This is a genomic window from Mitsuaria sp. WAJ17 (genome assembly GCF_014174515.1).
Taxonomy (GTDB): Bacteria; Pseudomonadota; Gammaproteobacteria; order Burkholderiales; family Burkholderiaceae_C; genus Roseateles_B.
Genome location: NZ_JACJUG010000018.1, coordinates 61,737 through 79,429 on the forward strand (window position 1 = coordinate 61,737; position 17,693 = coordinate 79,429).

Genomic DNA, 17,693 nt, shown 5'->3' on the forward strand with positions numbered 1-17,693 from the left:
GACATGAATGTGAAGACCCGGATCTGGCTGCTGCCGGTGCTGGCGGCTGTGATCTTTGCGATCGGGATCGCCGTCGTGCTGGCCTTCTCGGCGCGCACCTCCGGCGCCATCGAGGCCATCGGCGATGTGCACGCGCCCTACCTGGACGCCACGAACCAGTTCGCCTCGCAGCTGGAGGCCTTGGGCGCCACCATCCAAAGCGCCGTGGCGGAGGGCGAGAAGAAGCGCCTGGACGAGGCCAACGAGCGTGCCGCGGCCATGCGCAAGACCCTGGGCACGATCAAGGCCATCGAAGGCAGGTCCGAGATGGCGGGCAAGCTGGCCTCCAGCTTCGAGACTTATTACGCCGCCTCCTCGGACACCGCCCAGCTCTTCCTGGGCATCAAGCAGGGCGATCAGGCCGGCGCCATCCCGAAGATGCAGGCCGCGCTCAAGGAGCTGGAAACCGTGCTCGGCAAGGCGCGGACCGAGGCGCGTGAGAGCTTCGATGACGGGCTGAAGGCGGCCAGCACCGGCGTTTCTTCCAGCCTCAGTGCCATCGTGGTCAGTGGCCTCGTGGTGGTGCTGTGCCTGGGCGTGGGCTCCTACCTGGTGATCGGCAGCGTCTGGCGCCAGTTGGGGGGCGAACCCGAGTACGCCCGCGACGTCATGCGGCAGATGGCCGAGGGCGACCTCTCGCAGGACATCCAGGTCAGTGCCGGCGCCGAGGCCAGCCTGCTGGCGGCGGTGCGCGACATGTCGCGCGGCCTGGCAGCCATCGTTGCCAATGTACGCACGGGCACGGACTCCATGACCGTGGCCTCGCGCGAGATCGCCGTGGGCAATCATGACCTCTCGGTGCGCACCGAGAAGCAGGCGACCTCGCTGGAGCAGACCTCCTCGAACATGCAGACGCTCACCGAGACCGTGCGCCAGAGCGCCGACGCGGCCTCGCAGGCCAACCAGCTCGCGGGCTCAGCCGCGGCGGTGGCCCAGAAGGGCGGCGAGGTGGTCAGCCAGGTGGTGACCACCATGGACGAGATCAACACCAGCTCCAAGAAGATCAACGACATCATCGGCGTGATCGACGGCATTGCTTTCCAGACCAATATCCTCGCGCTCAATGCCGCGGTGGAAGCGGCCCGTGCGGGCGAGCAGGGCCGCGGCTTCGCGGTGGTGGCTGGCGAGGTGCGCAGCCTGGCCCAGCGCAGCGCTGAGGCGGCCAAGGAGATCAAGGCCCTGATCGGTGCCAGCGTGGACAAGGTCGAGTCCGGCAGCCGCCTGGTGCAGGACGCGGGCTCCACCATGAGCGAGATCGTGGCCAGCGTGCAGCGGGTCTCGGACATCATCGGCGAGATCACCGCCGCGGCCAGTGAGCAGAGCCAGGGCATCACGCAGGTGAACCAGTCGGTGAGTCAGTTGGACCAGATGACGCAGCAGAACGCGGCCCTGGTCGAGCAGGCCGCCGCCGCGGCCAGCAGTCTGGAGCAGCAGGCACGGGCCCTACAGACGGCGGTGTCCACCTTCAAACTGGGTTGATCATCCGCGCGGACCTTGCGCGGGGTCGGGCCATTTCACGGCGCCTGCGGGCGCCGCTTTCTATAATCCCGCACCTTCCCATCGAGGCTCCGAATTGAAATTCCTGATCGACAACTGGTATCTGGTCCTGGCCGCCCTGGTCTCCGGCGCCTTGCTGCTGCGCTCGGCCCTGCAGGGCGGCGGCGCCGGGCAGGTCAACACGAACGAGGCGGTGCGCCTGGTCAACCGTGAGAAGGGCGTGCTGATCGACGTCTGCGAGCCTGCCGAGTTCGCGGCCGGCCACGCCAGCGGTGCGCGCAACATCCCCTTCGGCACCGTCGAGTCCAGCAAGGACCTGCCCTCCAACAAGACCCTGCCCCTCGTGCTGGTGTGCCAGACCGGCGCACGCGCCGGCCGCGCTGCTGGCATGCTTCGCAAGGCGGGCTATGCCAATGTGCAGGTGCTTGCTGGCGGCATGAAGGCCTGGCGCGAGGCCAACCTGCCCATCGAGAAGGCCTGAACCCGGTCTTCTTTTCTTTTTTCCACCCCGTCGCGCAGCAAGAAGTACCAGAGAGTCCGGCCATGAGCCTTGTGAAGATGTATACCACCCAGGTCTGCCCCTACTGTGTGCGGGCCAAGGCCTTGCTGAAGCAGCGCGGCGTCGAGCAGATCGAGGAGATCCGCGTGGACCTGGACCCCGCGCAGCGCGAGGCCATGATGAGCCTCACCGGCCGCCGCACCGTGCCGCAGATCTTCATCGGCCAGACCCATGTGGGCGGCTGCGACGACCTGGTCGCCCTGGATCAGCGCGGCGGGCTCACGCCCCTGCTGCAGCAGGCCGCCTGAGCCTCCGGCCCCGGCGCGTGCTGGGGCCGCATTGAGCCAATTCAAGAGCGGGCAAGTCCGCTTCCGTCTGCCCTGCGGGCCTGGGTGATAATCCGCCCCGTCTGCTTGGCGGCTGTGCGTTTGCCGGGCATCCACTCACACGAACGAGACCATCATGGCCGACGAGCAACTGACCCCCGTGTTCAACATTCAGCGCATGTACCTGAAGGACCTGTCGCTGGAACAGCCGAATTCCCCCCACATCCTGACCGAGCAGGCCCAGCCGCAGGTCGATATCAACCTGACCCTGGCCGCCGAGCCCGTGGTCGAGGGCGTGTTCGAGGTGAGCGTCACCGCCACCGTGACGACCAAGATCGCCGATCGCACCCTGTTCCTGATCGAGGCCAAGCAGGCCGGCATCTTCGAGATCCGCAATCTGCCCGAGGAGCAGGTCGAGGGCATCCTGGGCATCGTGTGCCCGCAGATGATCTACCCCTACTTGCGTGCCGTGGTGTCTGACGTCTGCACCCGCGCCGGCTTCCCGCCCGTGCTGCTGACCGAGGTGAACTTCCAGGCCATGTTCGAGGCCCGTCAGCAGGCACAGGCCGGAGCCCCGGCAGCCGAAGCCCTGAACTGAGGACCCTGGCATGATCGGGCCCACGGGCCTGGCTTGTGCCCTTTTCTGCACGCCACCGCGAGGTGGCGTTGTCACTTCTGATCCCCGGCGACCCTCGGGCGCCGTTTGCCTGGCAACGCGATGAAGATCAGCATTTTGGGAGCCGGTGCCTGGGGCACCGCACTGGCCATCCAGGCCGCCGCGCGGCACGAACTGCTGCTGTGGGCCCGTGACGAGGACCAGGTCCGGGAGATGCAGTCCAGCGGCAGCAATGCCCGCTACCTGCCCGGCGCGCCCCTGCCGGCCTCCTTGCGCCTGGAAAGCCGGCTTGACGAGGCCCTGGCGCATGCGCGCGAAGGCCTGATCATCATCGCCACGCCCATGGCCGCGCTGCGCGGCATGCTGCAGCAGATGCCCGCCGGTGCCCGCGTCATGTGGCTGTGCAAGGGCTTCGAGGCCGGCTCCGGCCTGCTGGGCCACGAGATCGCCCGCCAGGTCCGGCCGGACCTGCGCGTGGGCATCCTCTCCGGGCCCAGCTTCGCGCAGGAGGTGGCCGCCGGCCAGCCCACAGCCCTGGTCTCGGCCAGCGAGGACGCCGAAGTGGCCCAACTGGGCGTGCAGGCCTTCCATGGCGAGCGCCTGCGCGTCTACAGCTCCAATGACCCCGTGGGCGTGGAGGTGGGGGGGGCGGTCAAGAACGTGATGGCCATCGCCGTGGGCATCGCCGACGGCCTGCGCCAGCGCGCTGAGGCCGCCGGTGAGCCGGGCCTGGCGCCGGGCCTCAACGCGCGGGCGGCCCTGATCACTCGCGGCCTGGCCGAGATGCTGCGCCTGGGCCTGGCCCTGGGGGCCCGCACCGAGACCTTCATGGGACTCTCGGGCATGGGCGATCTGGTGCTGACGGCCACTGGCGACCTCTCTCGCAACCGCCGCGTGGGCCTGTTGCTGGCGCAAGACCTGGCCCTGCCGGACATCCTGCAGCAGCTGGGTCATGTGGCCGAGGGCGTCTACAGCGCACCGACCGTCCTGGCCCGCGCGCAGGCCAAGGGCGTGGACATGCCCATCACCGAAGCCGTGGTCGCCGTGCTGGACGGCCGCCTGAGCCCGCGCGCCGGCGTGGACCTGCTGATGGGCCGCCAGGCGCGCGCCGAGCACTGAGTCTCGGGAGACCTGCATGCGACGCCGACAAGCCCTGTCCGGCCTGCTGGCCCTGCCGCTGGCCGGCCATGCGGTCGAATCCGGCAGCTGGCCGCAGCGGCCGCTCAAGCTCATCGTGCCCTTCCCTCCGGGCAGTTCACCGGACCTCGTCGCCCGCGCCCTGGCCGATGGCCTGCGGCCCTCTCTGGGCCAGACCGTGCTGGTCGAGAACAAGCCGGGGGCCGGCGGCCTGATCGGCACCGGCCTGGCTGCCCATGCGGCGCCGGACGGCTACACCTGGCTGCTGACTATCCAGGGGCCGCTGACCATTGCGGACCTGCTGAGCCGCAAGCCCGGCTACGACCCGAGACAAGACCTGACCCCCGTCAGCCTGATTGCCTCGTCGCCCAACGTGCTGCTGGTCTCGCCGGCCCTGGGCGTGGCCACGCTGCCCGAGTTCCTGCAACTGCTGCGCTCGCGCCGTGAGGGCATCAATTACGGCTCGGTGGGCCTGGGCAGTGCCTCGCATCTGGCCATGGAAGACTTGGCCGACCGTGCGGGCGTGGCGCTCAACCATGTGCCCTACGCCGGCTTCCCCCAGGTGCTGCAGGCCTTGCTGGGCGGCGAGATCCAGGCGGCCTTCATGGTGCCCGGCATGGCCCTGGGTGCCTGGAAGGCTGGCAAGGTCAAGGTCCTGGGCATGAGCAGCAGCGTGCGCAGCACCAGCTGGCCTGAGCTGCCTACGCTGGCAGAGCAGGGCCTGAAGGACTTCTCGGCCCTGTCCTGGCAGGGTCTGCTGGCACCGGCCGGCACGCCGCAGGTCTGGGTCGATCGGATGGCCTCCCTGGTGAGCGTCCTGGTGCGCAGCCCAGCCTTCCGCGAACGCCTGCTGGCCCAGCACTTCAACGCCATCGGCTCCGCGCCCGAGGGCCTGCGCCTGCAGATGCGCGAGGACCGCGAACGCTGGGGGCAGGTGATCCGCCGCTTGGGGCTCAAGCCGCAATAGCGGGGCAGGCAGCGCCGGTCCTGCCGCTCAGGCGCCGCCCTCGTAGCCGTGCTGCCGCCAGGCATCGAAGACGGCCACGGCCACCGCGTTGCTGAGGTTGAGGCTGCGCTGCTCGGGCCGCATGGGCAGGCGCAGGCGTTGTTCGGGCGGGAAGCTGTCCCGCAGGGCTGGAGGCAGGCCGGCCGTCTCGGAACCGAAGACCAGCCAGTCCCCCGGCTGCCAGGACTGCTGGGCCAGCGAGTGGCTGCCACGCGTGGTGAAGGCGAACATGCGCTGCGGCGCCGGCTGCTCCGCGGCCAGGAAGCTGGGCCAGTCGGCATGGCGCTTGAGCCGGGTGTACTCGTGGTAGTCCAGCCCGGCGCGTTGCAGCAAGCGGTCCTCCATGGAGAAGCCCAGGGGCTCGATCAGGTGCAGCTCGCAGCCCGTGTTGGCGGCCAGGCGGATCACATTGCCCGTGTTGGGCGGGATTTCGGGGTGGACCAGGACGATGCGGAACATGGGTGCAGTCTAGAGCCTGCGGCGGCCCGCGCTCAGCCGGCACGCATCAGTGCCCAGCCCCAGGCTTGGGCCGCGCCGGCGCGCTTGAGCGTCGATGCGATTTCGTCGAGTGTGGCGCCGGTGGTCATCACGTCGTCGATGATGGCCACGCGGGCGCCGCGGACCCGCGCCGTCATGCCCGTGGCGAGCACAAAGGCCCCGCGCACATGGCGCCGCCGCGCCTCGGCGTCCAGGCGAGACTGTGGCGCCCCGGGCAGGCGCCGCAGCAGGCGGGGCTCATAAGGGAGCTGCAGTTGCCGGGCCAGGCAGCGGGCCAACTCGTGGCTCTGGTTGTAGCCTCGGTCGCGCAGGCGCTGGGCCGAGAGGGGGACGCAGCACAGAAGGTCCGGCCGGCCCAGGGCCTGGACCTGACCCTGCAGGCTCGGGAGCATCAGGGCCGCGAGCGGCCGCGCCAGTTGGGGCTGGGCATTGAACTTGAAGTCCAGCAGCAGCCGGTCCCAGGGGTGGTGGTAGTCGAGGGCCGCGCAGCAGTGATCCAGCGGCGGCGGTCGGCGCAGGCATGTGGCGCAGTGGGAGTGGCCCGGCATGGCCAGCGGCAGCGCGCAGCGCCCGCAGGCCGATCGGCGGGGATCGCGGCGGGCGGCCTGCGAGAGGCAATCCGTGCACAGCCGCTCCTGGCTCCATTGCCGGCACAGCAGGCACTGTCCACCCAGGCTGCCGCGGGGCAGCAGGGCTTTGGCGCGGATCCAGGCGGCGGCAGGCATGGCTCAATATACTGACGGCGATGAATGAATCCCCGCGTCCCGTCCCCCATCAGATCGATGCCCAGGCCCTTCAGCAGCAGCTGCGCCGCCTGGCCCGCCGGGACGAGGCCCCCTGGCTGCATGCCGAGGTCGCTCGCCGCATGGCTGAGCGCCTGGACTTCATCAAGCTCAAGCCTGCCGACTACCTGGAATGGGGTCCGGGGCTGGGTGACAGCCTGGCCGCGCTGCAGTCGGCCTATCCCGAATCCCGCGCCTGGTGGATCGAGCCCACGCCGGCTCTGCGCTTGCGAGCCGAGCGGCGCCTCCAGAAACCCTGGTGGCGCAAGCTGCTGGACTCGGCCGGGCCGCAGTTGGCCCGGGGTGGCGAGCCGGTGCAGATGCTGTGGGCCAATATGGCCCTGCATGCGGCGCCCGACAAGCCCGCCCTCCTCAAGACCTGGCACCAGCTGCTGGCGGTCGATGGCTTCTTGATGTTCTCCTGCCTGGGACCGGACAGCCTCGTGGAGCTGGTGCGCCTGTATGAGGCCCTGGGCTGGGGCCGCCCGCTGCCGGCCTGGGTGGACATGCACGACCTGGGCGACATGATGGTCGAGGCCGGCTTCGCTGATCCGGTGATGGACCAGGAGCGCCTGCGCCTGACCTGGTCCGAGCCGGAGAAGCTGTTGGCGGACCTGCGGGCCCTGGGGGGGAACGTGGCGGCGGCGCGCTTCCCCGGACTGCGTACGCCGCGCTGGCGCCAGCGCCTGCTAGCAGCGCTGGAAAGCCTGCGCGGCCCGGACGGCCTGATTGCGCTGAGCCTGGAGCTGGTCTACGGCCACGCCTTCAAGCCGGTGCCGCGCCCGCGCATGAGCGGCGAGACCCACTTCAGCCTGAATGACATGCGCAGCATGGTGCGGCGCTCAGGCAAGGACTGACCCTCTCGCCGGTCCGCGCCAGCTGCGGGGCAGGGGCTGTCTACAGGGTAAACAGGCACACGATTGCGACGCACAAAGGCCACATGGCCTCAGGATGCCTGGGCTAAAATCCCGCGGTTTTCTGAGGCCAAATCCCTTTCATCCTAGGGTATTTACTGGGCCTTCGCTTTGCGTCAGGTCAACAGGTGAGGCAATTCGTGACAGCTGCGGCCGTCACCCATGCGCCAGGCCGGTGCAGCAGGGGGCTGCAGCACCGGTGCTTTCCTGATGAGCTGAGGCCATGCGGGGTCAGGACTTGCCACGGCGGTGAAACTGGCTTCAGGAGCTGTAGGTTTGTCGAGCCGGTCCGGCCGTGACTGCATCGCTGCGGTACATGGGGGCTGGCGGGAAGGACGCAAGGGCGGGTGTGCGCGCCATCGGGGCGCATGCCGGCTTGTCGGATCGATTGGAGACAGAAGTGACGACCATGAAGATGATGAACGCAGCTGTGTGCCAGCTGGGGCGGGCCTGCAGCCGCTTCAGCCTGGCGCTGGGCGCGACGCTGGCCACCCACGCCGCCCTGGCCAACCCCGTCAAGGATCTGCCGGGCGGCCCGGCGGTCAACCAGCTGAACCTGCACCCGCCGGTCACCAAGATCGCCAGCGAGCAGATGTGGCTGCACAACATGATGCTGGTCATCTGCCTGGGCATCTTCATCGCCGTGTTCGGGGTGATGTTCTATTCCATCATCAAGCACCGTAAGTCCAAGGGCGCCGTGCCCGCGAACTTCCACGAGAGCGTCAAGGTCGAAATCGCCTGGACCGTCGTGCCCTTCATCATCGTGATCCTGATGGCCCTGCCGGCGACCAAGGTCGTGGTCGCCATGAAGGACACCACCAACGCTGACCTCACCATCAAGGCCACCGGCTACCAGTGGAAGTGGGGCTATGACTACCTGAAGGGCGAGGGCGAGGGCATCGGCTTCCTGTCCACCCTGGACGTGAACCAGCGCAATGCTTCCGACTCCGGCAAGCCGGAGGCCGTCGATGACTACCTGCTGCGCGTGGACAACCCCCTGGTGGTGCCCGTCGGCAAGAAGGTGCGCATCATCACCACGGCCAATGACGTGATCCACGCCTTTATGGTGCCGGCCTTTGGCATCAAGCAGGATGCCATTCCCGGCTTCGTGCGCGACACCTGGTTCAAGGCCGAGAAGACCGGCGATTTCTATGGCCAGTGTGCCGAGCTGTGCGGCAAGGAACACGCCTACATGCCCATCCACGTGAAGGTGCTGTCCGCCGAGGACTACAGCAAGTGGGTCGAGGGCAAGAAGAAGGAACTGGCCGCCAAGGCTGATGATCCTTCCAAGGTCTGGAAGCTGGAAGAGCTGGTCGCTCGCGGCGAAAAGGTCTACAACGCCAATTGCGCTGCCTGCCACAAGGCAGACGGCAAGGGCGCCGGCCCCATCAAGGCCCTGGACGCCTCGCCCGTGGTGCTCTCCGACAAGCATGAAGACCAGATGCAGGTGCTGCTCAACGGCCGCCTGGACAAGGGCATGCCCGCCTGGAAGCAGCTGAGCGACACCGAAATCGCCGCCGTCATCACCTACACCAAGAACAGCTGGTCCAACAAGACCGGTCAGATCGTGCAACCGGCCGAGATCGTGGCCGCGCGCAAGTGATGGTTTGAACGTCAAGGAACAGAGGAATCAACATGAGTGCAGTGCTTGACCCCCACGGTCATGACGTTCATGCCCACGGGCACGATCACCACGACGACCACCACGCGCCCACCGGCTGGCGCCGCTGGGTGTTTGCCACCAACCACAAGGACATCGGGACTCTTTACCTGTTGTTCGCCTTCACGATGCTGATGGTCGGCGGCGTGCTGGCCCTGTGCATCCGCGCCGAGCTGTTCCAGCCCGGCCTGCAGTTCTTCAATCCGGAGCTGTTCAACCAGTTCACGACCATGCACGGTCTGATCATGGTGTTCGGCGCGATCATGCCGGCCTTCGTGGGCTTCGCGAACTGGATGATCCCGCTGCAGATCGGCGCCTCGGACATGGCCTTTGCGCGGATGAACAACTTCAGCTTCTGGCTGATGATCCCCGCCGCCATCATGCTGGTCGCGTCCTTCTTCATGCCCGGTGGCGCTCCCGCGGCCGGCTGGACGCTGTACGCGCCGCTGACCCTGCAGATGGGCCCCTCCATGGATGCCGGCATCTTCGCGATGCACATCCTGGGCGCCTCGTCCATCATGGGCTCGATCAACATCATCGTGACCATCCTGAACATGCGCGCGCCCGGCATGACGCTGATGAAGATGCCCATGTTCGCCTGGACCTGGCTGATCACCGCCTATCTGCTGATCGCCGTGATGCCCGTGCTGGCCGGCGCCATTACCATGACGCTGACGGACCGCCACTTCGGCACAAGCTTCTTCAGCCCGGCCGGCGGTGGTGACCCCATCATGTACCAGCACATCTTCTGGTTCTTTGGTCACCCCGAGGTCTACATCATGATCCTGCCGGCCTTCGGCATCGTGAGCCAGATCGTGCCGGCCTTCGCCCGCAAGAAGCTGTTCGGCTACGCCTCCATGGTGTACGCCACGGCCTCCATCGCCATCCTGTCCTTCATCGTGTGGGCCCACCACATGTTCGCCACCGGCATGCCGGTGACGGGTCAGCTGTTCTTCATGTACGCCACGATGCTGATCGCCGTGCCCACGGGCGTGAAGATCTTCAACTGGCTGGCCACCATGTGGCGCGGTTCGATGACCTTCGAGACCCCGATGCTGTGGGCCGTGGGCTTCATCTTCGTGTTCACCATGGGCGGCTTCACCGGCCTGATCTGCGCCATGGCGCCGATCGACATCCAGATCCAGGACACCTACTACGTCGTCGCCCACTTCCACTACGTGCTGGTGGCCGGCTCGCTGTACGCCCTGTTTGCTGGCGTGTACTACTGGGGCCCGAAGTGGTCCGGCGTGATGATCTCGGAGACGCGCGGCAAGATCCACTTCTGGGGCTCGCTGATCTTCTTCAACATCACCTTCTTCCCCATGCACTTCCTGGGTCTGGCCGGCATGCCCCGTCGCTACGCCGACTACCCCATGCAGTTCGCCGACTTCAACGCCATCGCCACGGTGGGCGCCTTCGGTTTCGGCCTGATGCAGGTGTATTTCTTCTTTGCCGTCGCGCTGCCCCTGCTGCGCGGCAAGGGCGAGAAGGCTCCGCAGAAGCCCTGGGAAGCCGCCGAAGGCCTGGAATGGGAAGTGCCCTCGCCGGCTCCCTTCCACACCTTCGAGAACCCGCCCAAGCTGGACGCCACCGCCACCAAGGTGATCGGCTGAAGGGCCCGGCCATGAGCAGCACGCCTGAACAACGCAAGGCCAACCGGCGCCTGGGCCTGATCCTGGCCTCGGTCGCGATCGCCTTCATGGTCGGCTTCATGGTCAAGATGACCTGGCTGGGACGCTGAGGCCCCCATGAGCGACAAACGCTGGCAACTCGCTGACCTCCTGCGCCGGGACAACCGGCTCATGATGGGCAAGCTGCTGGTCGTCGTCGCCCTCATGTCGGGCTTCGGCTATGCCCTGGTGCCGGTCTACCGTGCGGTCTGCACGGCGCTGGGCATCAATGTGCTCACGCTGTCGCAGGGCACGCATGCGGTCCGCGCCGAGGACGTGAAGAACACCCAGGTGGACTACAGCCGCAGCATCGAGATCGAGTTCGATGCCAACGCCCGCGGCCCCTGGGACTTCAAGCCCGCGACCAGCCATGTGAAGGTGCACCCGGGCGAGCTGACCACCGTCATGTACGAGTTCCGCAATGTGCAGGACCGGACCATGTCGGCCCAGGCCATCCCGAGCTACGCTCCCAAGCAGGCGACGTCCCACTTCAAGAAGCTCGAGTGCTTCTGCTTCAACGAATACACCCTCGCCCCCGGCGAAGTGAAGCAGTGGCCCGTGGTCTTCTACGTGGACCCCAAGCTGCCCAAGGACGTCAAGACCATCACCCTGTCCTACACCTTCTTCGAGGTGACGGGCAAGGACGCCGCGGCAAAGAAGCAGGCCGCGGCCCCGGCCCAGGAGCGCAAGCTGTGAGCGAGGCCGGCCAGGACCTGAAAGAGGCGGCCGCCCGCAAGGGCAGCTTTCTGGGCACCGTCAAGGCGGTGGCCTGGTCCTTCATCGGCATCCGCAAGGGTGCCGGCTATGACAAAGATGTGGCGCAACTGAACCCGGTGCATGTGATCATCGCCGGCGTCATTGCGGCCGCTGTATTCGTGGTCAGTCTCGTGCTGCTGGTCCAGTGGGTGATCGGCAGCGGCGTGGCTGGCTCCTAGTGTTGAGTTGAATTGAGTCGTTAGAAGATCGAGGAGATCATCAATGTCGGCAGCGACCTCCCAGGGGAGCACCCCCTACTACTTCGTGCCGGGCCCTTCGCGGCATCCGGTGATGGCCGCCATCGGCCTGTTCTTCGTGATCCTGGGCGCCGGCCAGTGGATCAACGATCACCAGTGGGGTGCCTACTCGCTGGCCTTCGGCCTGCTGTGGTGGGCCTTCGTGCTGAAGCAGTGGTTCGGCGATGCCATCCGCGAAAGCGAAGGCGGCCTCTATAGCGACCGCATCGACGTCTCCTTCCGCTGGAGCATGAGCTGGTTCATCTTCTCGGAGGTGATGTTCTTCGCCGCCTTCTTCGGCGCGCTGTACTGGGCCCGCGTGCACTCGGTGCCCGGCCTGGGCAGCCTGGAGAACCAACTGCTGTGGCCGGACTTCAAGGCCCTGTGGCCCAGCATGGCCGCCGGTGCCACGGCCTCGCCGGCCGGCACGGTGGAAGCCTTCACCACCATGGGCCCCTGGCCCCTGCCCACGATCAACACGGCCCTGCTGCTGACCTCGGGCGTGACCCTGACCATCGCCCACCACGCGCTGATTGCCGGCAACCGCGGCAAGACCATCGCCTTCATGTGGATCACGGTGCTGCTGGGCATCACCTTCCTGTGCGTGCAGGGCTATGAGTACGCGCATGCCTACCATGAGCTGAACCTCAAGCTCAGCTCGGGCATCTACGGCTCGACCTTCTTCATGCTGACCGGCTTCCACGGCTTCCACGTCTTCGTGGGCATGCTGATGCTGCTGTTCATCACCCTGCGCCTGCAGAAGGGCCACTTCACCAGCGACCGCCACTTCGGCTTCGAAGGCGCTGCCTGGTACTGGCACTTCGTGGACGTGGTGTGGCTGGGGCTGTACGCCGTCGTCTACTGGATGTGATCGTTCTTGCGCGGTGCCACGGCACCGCGTGCCATGGCCTGCATGCGCGGCCATGAAAAAGCGCCGCATGCCGCGGCGCTTTGTCTTTGAGGGGCCTGGCCCTTCGCGGAGCTTCCGGCCGGGCCAGCCGAGTTCAGCGCCCCATGGGCAGGCCGGTGGGCTTGATCCAGCCCATCTGGTAGCTCAGCAGGATGAAGAGAAAGAGGGCGATGGACACGCCCACCCGCACGGCCAGGGCGCGCGCCATCTGCGGCCCCTGTTTCTTGCGGTCGCCGCCGCGGCGCAGCATGAAGAGGCCGGCCGCGGCCAGTGCCCCGAGAATGGCCACGAAGCCGAGCAGGATGATGGTTTTCATGGTTGCCGATTATTTCACCCGCAGCGCGCGATTCACCCTGTACCGGACCCCGGCATGAGCACGAGTTCCCCCGTTGACCGCAAGCGCCGCTGGCTGCTGCCGTTGACCCTGGCGGGCGTGGCGCTGACGGCCAGCCTTTGCGCCTGGCAACTGGACCGCGCCGGGCAGAAGCGCGCGCTGGAGTCCGCCATCACGCAGCGCGCCCAGGCGCCGACCCTGGACGCCGCCGGCCTTGCCGCCGTGGGCGCGGAGGGCCTGCACCGGCGCGTGCGCCTGCAGGGGCACTGGCTGGCGCAGCACAGTGTCTGGCTGGAGAACCGGCCCATGGACGGGCGCGTGGGCTTCTTTCTCGTGACACCGCTGCGCTTGAGCGGCCGCTCCGAAGCCGTGCTGGTCCAGCGGGGCTGGGCACCACGCGATGTGGCCGATCGCAGCCGCCTGCCCGCACTGCCCGCCGAGGCCGGCGAGATCGTGATCGAAGGCCGCATGGCCGCATCGCCCTCAAGGCTGTACCAGCTGGGCGAGGCAGGCGGCGGGCGCATCCGGCAGAATCTCGATCCGGCCGCCTTCGCCCGTGAAACAGACCTGCCCCTGCTGCCCCTGACGGTGCTGCAGACGGCGCACGAAGGGGCGACCCCGGGCCTGCTGCGCGACTGGCCGGCCCCGGCTGTCGATATCCATAAACACTACGGCTACGCCGCGCAATGGGCCGCGCTGTCGGTCCTCCAACTGGGTTTGTATGTCTGGTTCCAAGTCCTCCGCCCCCGACGCTCCCGCTGACATCCGCACCGCGATGCAGGCGGGCGACGGGGACGACAACCCGCTGTCCTTCACCGTGCACAGCCAGCCGCAGCCCGCAGAGCTGGCGGCGCTTGCCCAGCAGCAGCGCACCCGCGCGGGCCGCTTGCGCATGCTGGGCGTGGTGGCCGTCTGCGCGGCGCCGGTGATCGCCTCCTACTTCAGCTTCTACGTTCTGAAGCTGGAGGGCCGGGCCTATTCCGACCTCATCACGCCCACCATCGACATGCCCGCCGCTCTGAGCCTGCAGGACCTGGACGGCAAGCCGGTGAGCGCCGAGACGCTCAAGGGCCAGTGGTTGCTGACCGTGGTCCAGCCCAGCCGCTGCGATGCGCAATGCGACCGCCTCATGTTCGCCCAGCGTCAGCTGCGCGAGATGCAGGGCAAGGAGCGAGACAAGTTCGACAAGCTCTGGCTGATCCCCGATCAGGAGCCGGTCTCTGCCGAGTTGCGCGCCCTGATCTCGCAGGGCGCGCCCGTCACCGCGCTGCGCGTGCCGGCCGAGCAGCTGCAAGCCTGGCTCAAGCCGGCACAAGGGCATCAGCTCAACGAGCACCTCTTTCTGATCGACCCGGTGGGGCGCTGGATGATGCGCTCGCCGGCCCAGCTCGACCCGTCCCGATTCAAGAAGGACCTGGACCGCCTGGTCAAGGCCAATGCCGGCTGGGACCGGCCGGGTCGCTGAAGGACCGATGCCGTGATCGGATTCGACTTCAGCCCCCTGCTGCAGATGCTGGCCATGGCCACGCTGCTGGGTGGTCTGCCGCTGGCCTGGGCCTGGCGCCGGGGCCGTGGGGCCTCGCACCGGGAGCGCCTGCGTCTGCTGGTCGTGCTGGCCATGACGCTCACCTTCGAGCTCATCCTTTTCGGGGCCTTCACCCGCCTGACCGACTCCGGCCTGGGGTGCCCGGACTGGCCCGGCTGCTACGGCCATGCCTCGCCCCTGGGCGCCCATGGGGACATCCAGCAGGCCCAGGCGGCCATGCCCACCGGCCCGGTCACGCATGGCAAGGCCTGGGTGGAGATGCTGCATCGCTACTTCGCCAGCGCGGTGGGCTTCCTGATCCTCGTCAGCGCGGTGCTGCACACCCGCTGGCGACGCGAGCCCGGCATGCCGGCGCCGGCCTGGTCGTGGCTGAGCCTGGCCTGGGTGCTGGTGCAGGGTCTTTTCGGCGCGCTGACCGTGACCATGAAGCTCTTCCCCGCCATCGTCACCCTGCACCTGTTGCTGGCCCTGGGCCTGCTGATGCTGCTGGGTTGGCAGGCCCAGCGTCTGGGCGATCGACAGCTGCTCGTGGGCGTGGGCCTGCGGCGCGCCATGGTGCTGGTGCTGGCGATCGTGCTGTTGCAGGTGGCGCTGGGCGGCTGGGTCAGCACCAACTACGCTGTGCTGGCCTGCGATGAGTTCCCCACCTGCCAGGGCGGCTGGTGGCCGGCCATGGACTTTGCCCGGGGCTTCACCCTGTGGCGCGAGCTGGGTCTGCATCACGACGGCAGCGTGCTGCCCTTCGAGGCCTTGGTGGCCATCCACTGGACGCACCGGCTCTTCGCGCTGGCGGCCACCGTGGCCGTGCTGGCGCTGGCCTGGCGCCTGCGCGCCGCGGGCCTGGGCGTCTGGGCTCGCCGCCTGCTCCTTATCCTCCTGTGGCAGCTGCTCAGCGGCCTCAGCAACGTCGTGCTGGACTGGCCCCTGGTGGCCGCTCTGGCGCACACCGGTGGCGCTGCGGCGCTGCTGCTTTGCCTCACCCTGCTGCGTGCCCGCACCCAGCCCCTGACCCTGAACGCCTGACATGGCCGCAACGCTCGCTCCCGCCGCCTCACTCTCCCGCTGGCAGCAGTTCTACCAGCTCACCAAGCCTCGGGTGGTGCAGCTGATCGTCTTCTGTGCCGTGATCGGCATGGCCCTGGCCATCCCCGGCTGGCCCAGCCCGGCACAATGGGGTGCCATCGCGGCCGGTACCCTGGGTATCTGGCTGGTGGCCGGGGCCGCCGCCGCCTTCAACTGCCTCATCGAGCAGCACATCGATGCCAAGATGAAGCGCACCGCCTGGCGGCCCACCGCCAAGGGCGAGCTGAGCCGGCCTCAGACCCTGCTGTTCTCGGGCGTGCTGTGCGGCCTGGGCATGGTTCTGCTGGCCTGGGGCTGCAACGTGCTGACCATGTGGCTGACCTTTGCCACCTTCGTGGGCTACGCCGTCATCTACACGGTCATCCTCAAGCCCATGACGCCTCAGAACATCGTGATCGGCGGGGCCTCGGGCGCCATGCCGCCGGTGCTGGGCTGGGCCGCGGTGACGGGTGAGGTCGGGCCGGAGTCCCTGGTGCTGTGCCTGATCATCTTCCTCTGGACGCCGCCGCATTTCTGGGCCCTGGCCCTGTACCGCGCCGAGGACTACGCCCGTGCCGGCCTGCCCATGCTGCCGGTGACGCACGGTGGCGAGTTCACTCGCCTGCAGATCGTGCTCTACACCTGGATCCTGTTCGCGGCCACGCTGCTGCCCTTCCTGATCGGCATGAGCGGCTGGCTCTATCTGGCCAGCGCTCTGATCCTGGGTTTCTTGTTCTGCCTCCATGGCTGGCAGCTCTGGCGCGAGTACTCTGAGGCCCTTGCGCGCAAGACCTTCCGCTTCTCCATCCTGCACCTGTCCCTGCTGTTCGGGGCCCTGTTGCTGGACCACTACCTGCTGCCTCTGATGGCCTGACACCATGATCAAGAAACGTGCACTGCTGCTCCTGGGGACGCTGGGCCTGAGCCTGGCCCTGTCGGGCTGCGACCTCTACCAATCCAGCAAGAGCAGCTTCAAGGGCGTGGACCTCACTGGCGCCAAGTACGCCCGTGAGCTGCAGCTGCCCGACATCGACGGCCGCAGCCGCAGCCTGGCCGACTTCAAGGGCAAGGTGGTGGTGGTCTTCTTCGGCTTCACCCAGTGCCCGGACGTCTGCCCGACCACCATGGCCGAGCTGTCCCAGGTGAAGAAGATGCTGGGCGCCGACGGCGACAGGGTGCAGGGCGTCTTCGTGACCGTGGACCCCGACCGCGACACGCCCGAGCTGCTCAAGGCCTACCTCGGCAGCTTCGACCCCAGCTTCGTGGCCCTGCGCGGCTCGCCCGAGCAGCTCAAGGCGGCGGCGCAGGAGTTCAAGGTCTACTACGCCAAGGTTCCCGGCAAGACGCCCGAGACCTACACGATGGACCACACGGCGGCCAGCTTCCTCTTCGACACCGAAGGCCGCGTCCGCGTCTTCTCGCGCTATGGCAGCGGGGCGGAGGCCCTGAGCCAGGACATCATGACCTTGCTGGCCGAAGCCAAGCGCTGAGTCCGGAGGCGCCTGGCGCGCTCATGGACCGCCCGGCAGACGTTCGCGAGCGTGGCCGGCCGCTGGGCTGCTTGGCCATGTAACCGACAGGGCTGTGGGCGACTGCTGGCGGCCAGGAGCTGCCATTGGCGGATGTCCGCTGATCGGCACAAATGATTCGGGGAATCGATCAGGCAGCCTGCTTAAATGTTGGACAGAATTCGCCGACGATCTACCGATTCAGGTCCGGCGTCACAGGCCACCCACCCTCCATGAACCAGCATGCCAAAGAGCTGATCCTGAGCGCCACCTCCGCGCTCTTTCGCGATGGGCAATTCGAAGCGATCAGCAAGCACTTCGCCCCTGACTACGTCGTTCACATTACGGACCAAGACTTGCGCAGTGGACCGAAGTTGATTCGACCAGTCATCGAGTTGTATCGCAGCGCCTTTCCTGACTTGGTGGTCGATGTGCAGTTCTTCCTGGAGTCTGCAGATACCGTGTGTTGGCAGCGAACGATGCGCGCTACCCACACAGGAGCGTTCAAGGGGTTCCCGGCAACAGGCCAGACGATCGTCTGGCGCGAGATGGTGGTCAGTCGCTTCTACAACTCGCTCATCATTGAGGAATGGGTCGTCACGGACCTTGCAGAGCGCCTGCTCTTTGCACGAAAGTCCCTCTCTCACAAGGTGCCCCAATCGAAGCGGCCGCGCAGCGATGCCTAATCCATGGGTCA

22 protein-coding genes are annotated in these 17,693 nt (G+C 67.4%); 19 read left to right on the top strand and 3 right to left on the bottom strand.

The genetic code is table 11. The features are described 5' to 3' along the window. The first annotated feature begins 3 nt into the window (after positions 1 to 3). The 6 genes from H5407_RS15415 (at position 4) to H5407_RS15440 (ending at position 5,081) form a co-directional block, all read left to right on the top strand. Positions 4 to 1,518: a methyl-accepting chemotaxis protein gene (locus tag H5407_RS15415; protein WP_183105353.1), complete on the top strand. Its 1,515-nt coding sequence runs from the start codon at positions 4 to 6 to the stop codon at positions 1,516 to 1,518. Positions 1,519 to 1,612: 94 nt separating this feature from the next. Further along, positions 1,613 to 2,017 carry a rhodanese-like domain-containing protein gene (locus H5407_RS15420; protein WP_183105354.1) on the top strand — a complete coding sequence of 135 codons (405 nt, stop codon included), beginning with the start codon at positions 1,613 to 1,615 and terminating at the stop codon, positions 2,015 to 2,017. Between the two features lie 62 nt (positions 2,018 to 2,079). Next, positions 2,080 to 2,343: a glutaredoxin 3 gene (gene grxC, locus H5407_RS15425; RefSeq protein WP_183105355.1), complete on the top strand. Its 264-nt coding sequence runs from the start codon at positions 2,080 to 2,082 to the stop codon at positions 2,341 to 2,343. A 154-nt stretch (positions 2,344 to 2,497) separates the two neighbouring features. Next, on the top strand, positions 2,498 to 2,959 hold the full coding sequence (secB, locus tag H5407_RS15430; RefSeq protein WP_183105356.1) for a protein-export chaperone SecB: 462 nt from the start codon (positions 2,498 to 2,500) through the stop codon (positions 2,957 to 2,959). Between the two features lie 120 nt (positions 2,960 to 3,079). Then, positions 3,080 to 4,096 carry an NAD(P)H-dependent glycerol-3-phosphate dehydrogenase gene (locus tag H5407_RS15435; protein ID WP_183105357.1) on the top strand — a complete coding sequence of 339 codons (1,017 nt, stop codon included), beginning with the start codon at positions 3,080 to 3,082 and terminating at the stop codon, positions 4,094 to 4,096. Positions 4,097 to 4,112: 16 nt separating this feature from the next. Then, on the top strand, positions 4,113 to 5,081 hold the full coding sequence (locus H5407_RS15440; RefSeq protein ID WP_183105358.1) for a tripartite tricarboxylate transporter substrate binding protein: 969 nt from the start codon (positions 4,113 to 4,115) through the stop codon (positions 5,079 to 5,081). Between the two features lie 27 nt (positions 5,082 to 5,108). Here the strand turns inward: H5407_RS15440 and trmL are convergent, their stop codons facing one another. Both trmL and H5407_RS15450 read right to left on the bottom strand, forming a co-directional pair. Next, positions 5,109 to 5,579, bottom strand: a complete 471-nt coding sequence (trmL, locus tag H5407_RS15445; protein ID WP_183105359.1) for a tRNA (uridine(34)/cytosine(34)/5-carboxymethylaminomethyluridine(34)-2'-O)-methyltransferase TrmL — start codon at positions 5,577 to 5,579, stop codon at positions 5,109 to 5,111. A gap of 32 nt (positions 5,580 to 5,611) precedes the next feature. Further along, positions 5,612 to 6,343 (bottom strand): ComF family protein, encoded by a 732-nt coding sequence (locus tag H5407_RS15450; protein ID WP_183105360.1) that lies wholly within the window; start codon positions 6,341 to 6,343, stop codon positions 5,612 to 5,614. 20 nt (positions 6,344 to 6,363) lie between these two features. Between H5407_RS15450 and H5407_RS15455 the strand changes: the two genes are divergently transcribed. From H5407_RS15455 to H5407_RS15480, 7 genes are all read left to right on the top strand, one after another. Continuing rightward, entirely contained in the window at positions 6,364 to 7,257 is an 894-nt protein-coding gene (locus H5407_RS15455) for a trans-aconitate 2-methyltransferase (RefSeq protein ID WP_183105361.1), read from the top strand. A gap of 466 nt (positions 7,258 to 7,723) precedes the next feature. Beyond that, a complete protein-coding gene (gene coxB / locus H5407_RS15460; RefSeq protein ID WP_404935637.1) occupies positions 7,724 to 8,917 on the top strand; it encodes a cytochrome c oxidase subunit II in 1,194 nt (397 codons plus the stop codon). Between the two features lie 32 nt (positions 8,918 to 8,949). Continuing rightward, a complete protein-coding gene (ctaD, locus tag H5407_RS15465; RefSeq protein ID WP_183105362.1) occupies positions 8,950 to 10,587 on the top strand; it encodes a cytochrome c oxidase subunit I in 1,638 nt (545 codons plus the stop codon). A gap of 11 nt (positions 10,588 to 10,598) precedes the next feature. Beyond that, complete coding sequence (locus tag H5407_RS24015; protein WP_220800631.1) at positions 10,599 to 10,715, top strand: cytochrome oxidase small assembly protein; 117 nt, start codon at positions 10,599 to 10,601, stop codon at positions 10,713 to 10,715. A gap of 7 nt (positions 10,716 to 10,722) precedes the next feature. Continuing rightward, entirely contained in the window at positions 10,723 to 11,340 is a 618-nt protein-coding gene (locus tag H5407_RS15470) for a cytochrome c oxidase assembly protein (protein WP_183105363.1), read from the top strand. After that, the gene (locus tag H5407_RS15475; protein WP_183105364.1) at positions 11,337 to 11,579 is read left to right on the top strand and encodes a DUF2970 domain-containing protein; all 243 of its coding nucleotides are present in this window, start codon (positions 11,337 to 11,339) and stop codon (positions 11,577 to 11,579) included. Before H5407_RS15470 ends, H5407_RS15475 begins: the two co-directional genes overlap by 4 nt. Positions 11,580 to 11,622: 43 nt before the next feature. Continuing rightward, positions 11,623 to 12,507 (top strand): cytochrome c oxidase subunit 3, encoded by an 885-nt coding sequence (locus H5407_RS15480; RefSeq protein WP_183105365.1) that lies wholly within the window; start codon positions 11,623 to 11,625, stop codon positions 12,505 to 12,507. 133 nt (positions 12,508 to 12,640) lie between these two features. On the opposite strand, the gene H5407_RS15485 is transcribed toward H5407_RS15480, so the two are convergent. Further along, positions 12,641 to 12,862, bottom strand: a complete 222-nt coding sequence (locus H5407_RS15485; protein WP_183105366.1) for a DUF2909 domain-containing protein — start codon at positions 12,860 to 12,862, stop codon at positions 12,641 to 12,643. Between the two features lie 54 nt (positions 12,863 to 12,916). Here H5407_RS15485 and H5407_RS15490 point away from each other — a divergent pair, with 54 nt between their 5' ends. The 6 genes from H5407_RS15490 (at position 12,917) to H5407_RS15515 (ending at position 17,682) form a co-directional block, all read left to right on the top strand. After that, positions 12,917 to 13,642: an SURF1 family protein gene (locus H5407_RS15490; RefSeq protein ID WP_183105367.1), complete on the top strand. Its 726-nt coding sequence runs from the start codon at positions 12,917 to 12,919 to the stop codon at positions 13,640 to 13,642. Further along, the gene (locus tag H5407_RS15495; RefSeq protein WP_255501266.1) at positions 13,602 to 14,345 is read left to right on the top strand and encodes a hypothetical protein; all 744 of its coding nucleotides are present in this window, start codon (positions 13,602 to 13,604) and stop codon (positions 14,343 to 14,345) included. Before H5407_RS15490 ends, H5407_RS15495 begins: the two co-directional genes overlap by 41 nt. 12 nt (positions 14,346 to 14,357) lie before the next feature. Further along, a complete protein-coding gene (locus H5407_RS15500; RefSeq protein WP_310737657.1) occupies positions 14,358 to 15,449 on the top strand; it encodes a COX15/CtaA family protein in 1,092 nt (363 codons plus the stop codon). Between the two features lies 1 nt (position 15,450). Continuing rightward, positions 15,451 to 16,362: a heme o synthase gene (gene cyoE / locus H5407_RS15505; RefSeq protein ID WP_183105368.1), complete on the top strand. Its 912-nt coding sequence runs from the start codon at positions 15,451 to 15,453 to the stop codon at positions 16,360 to 16,362. A 4-nt stretch (positions 16,363 to 16,366) separates the two neighbouring features. Then, positions 16,367 to 16,978, top strand: coding sequence for an SCO family protein (locus tag H5407_RS15510; RefSeq protein WP_183105369.1), 612 nt, complete (start codon positions 16,367 to 16,369; stop codon positions 16,976 to 16,978). 251 nt (positions 16,979 to 17,229) lie between these two features. Then, the gene (locus tag H5407_RS15515; protein WP_183105370.1) at positions 17,230 to 17,682 is read left to right on the top strand and encodes an ester cyclase; all 453 of its coding nucleotides are present in this window, start codon (positions 17,230 to 17,232) and stop codon (positions 17,680 to 17,682) included. The last annotated feature ends 11 nt before the right edge of the window (positions 17,683 to 17,693 follow it).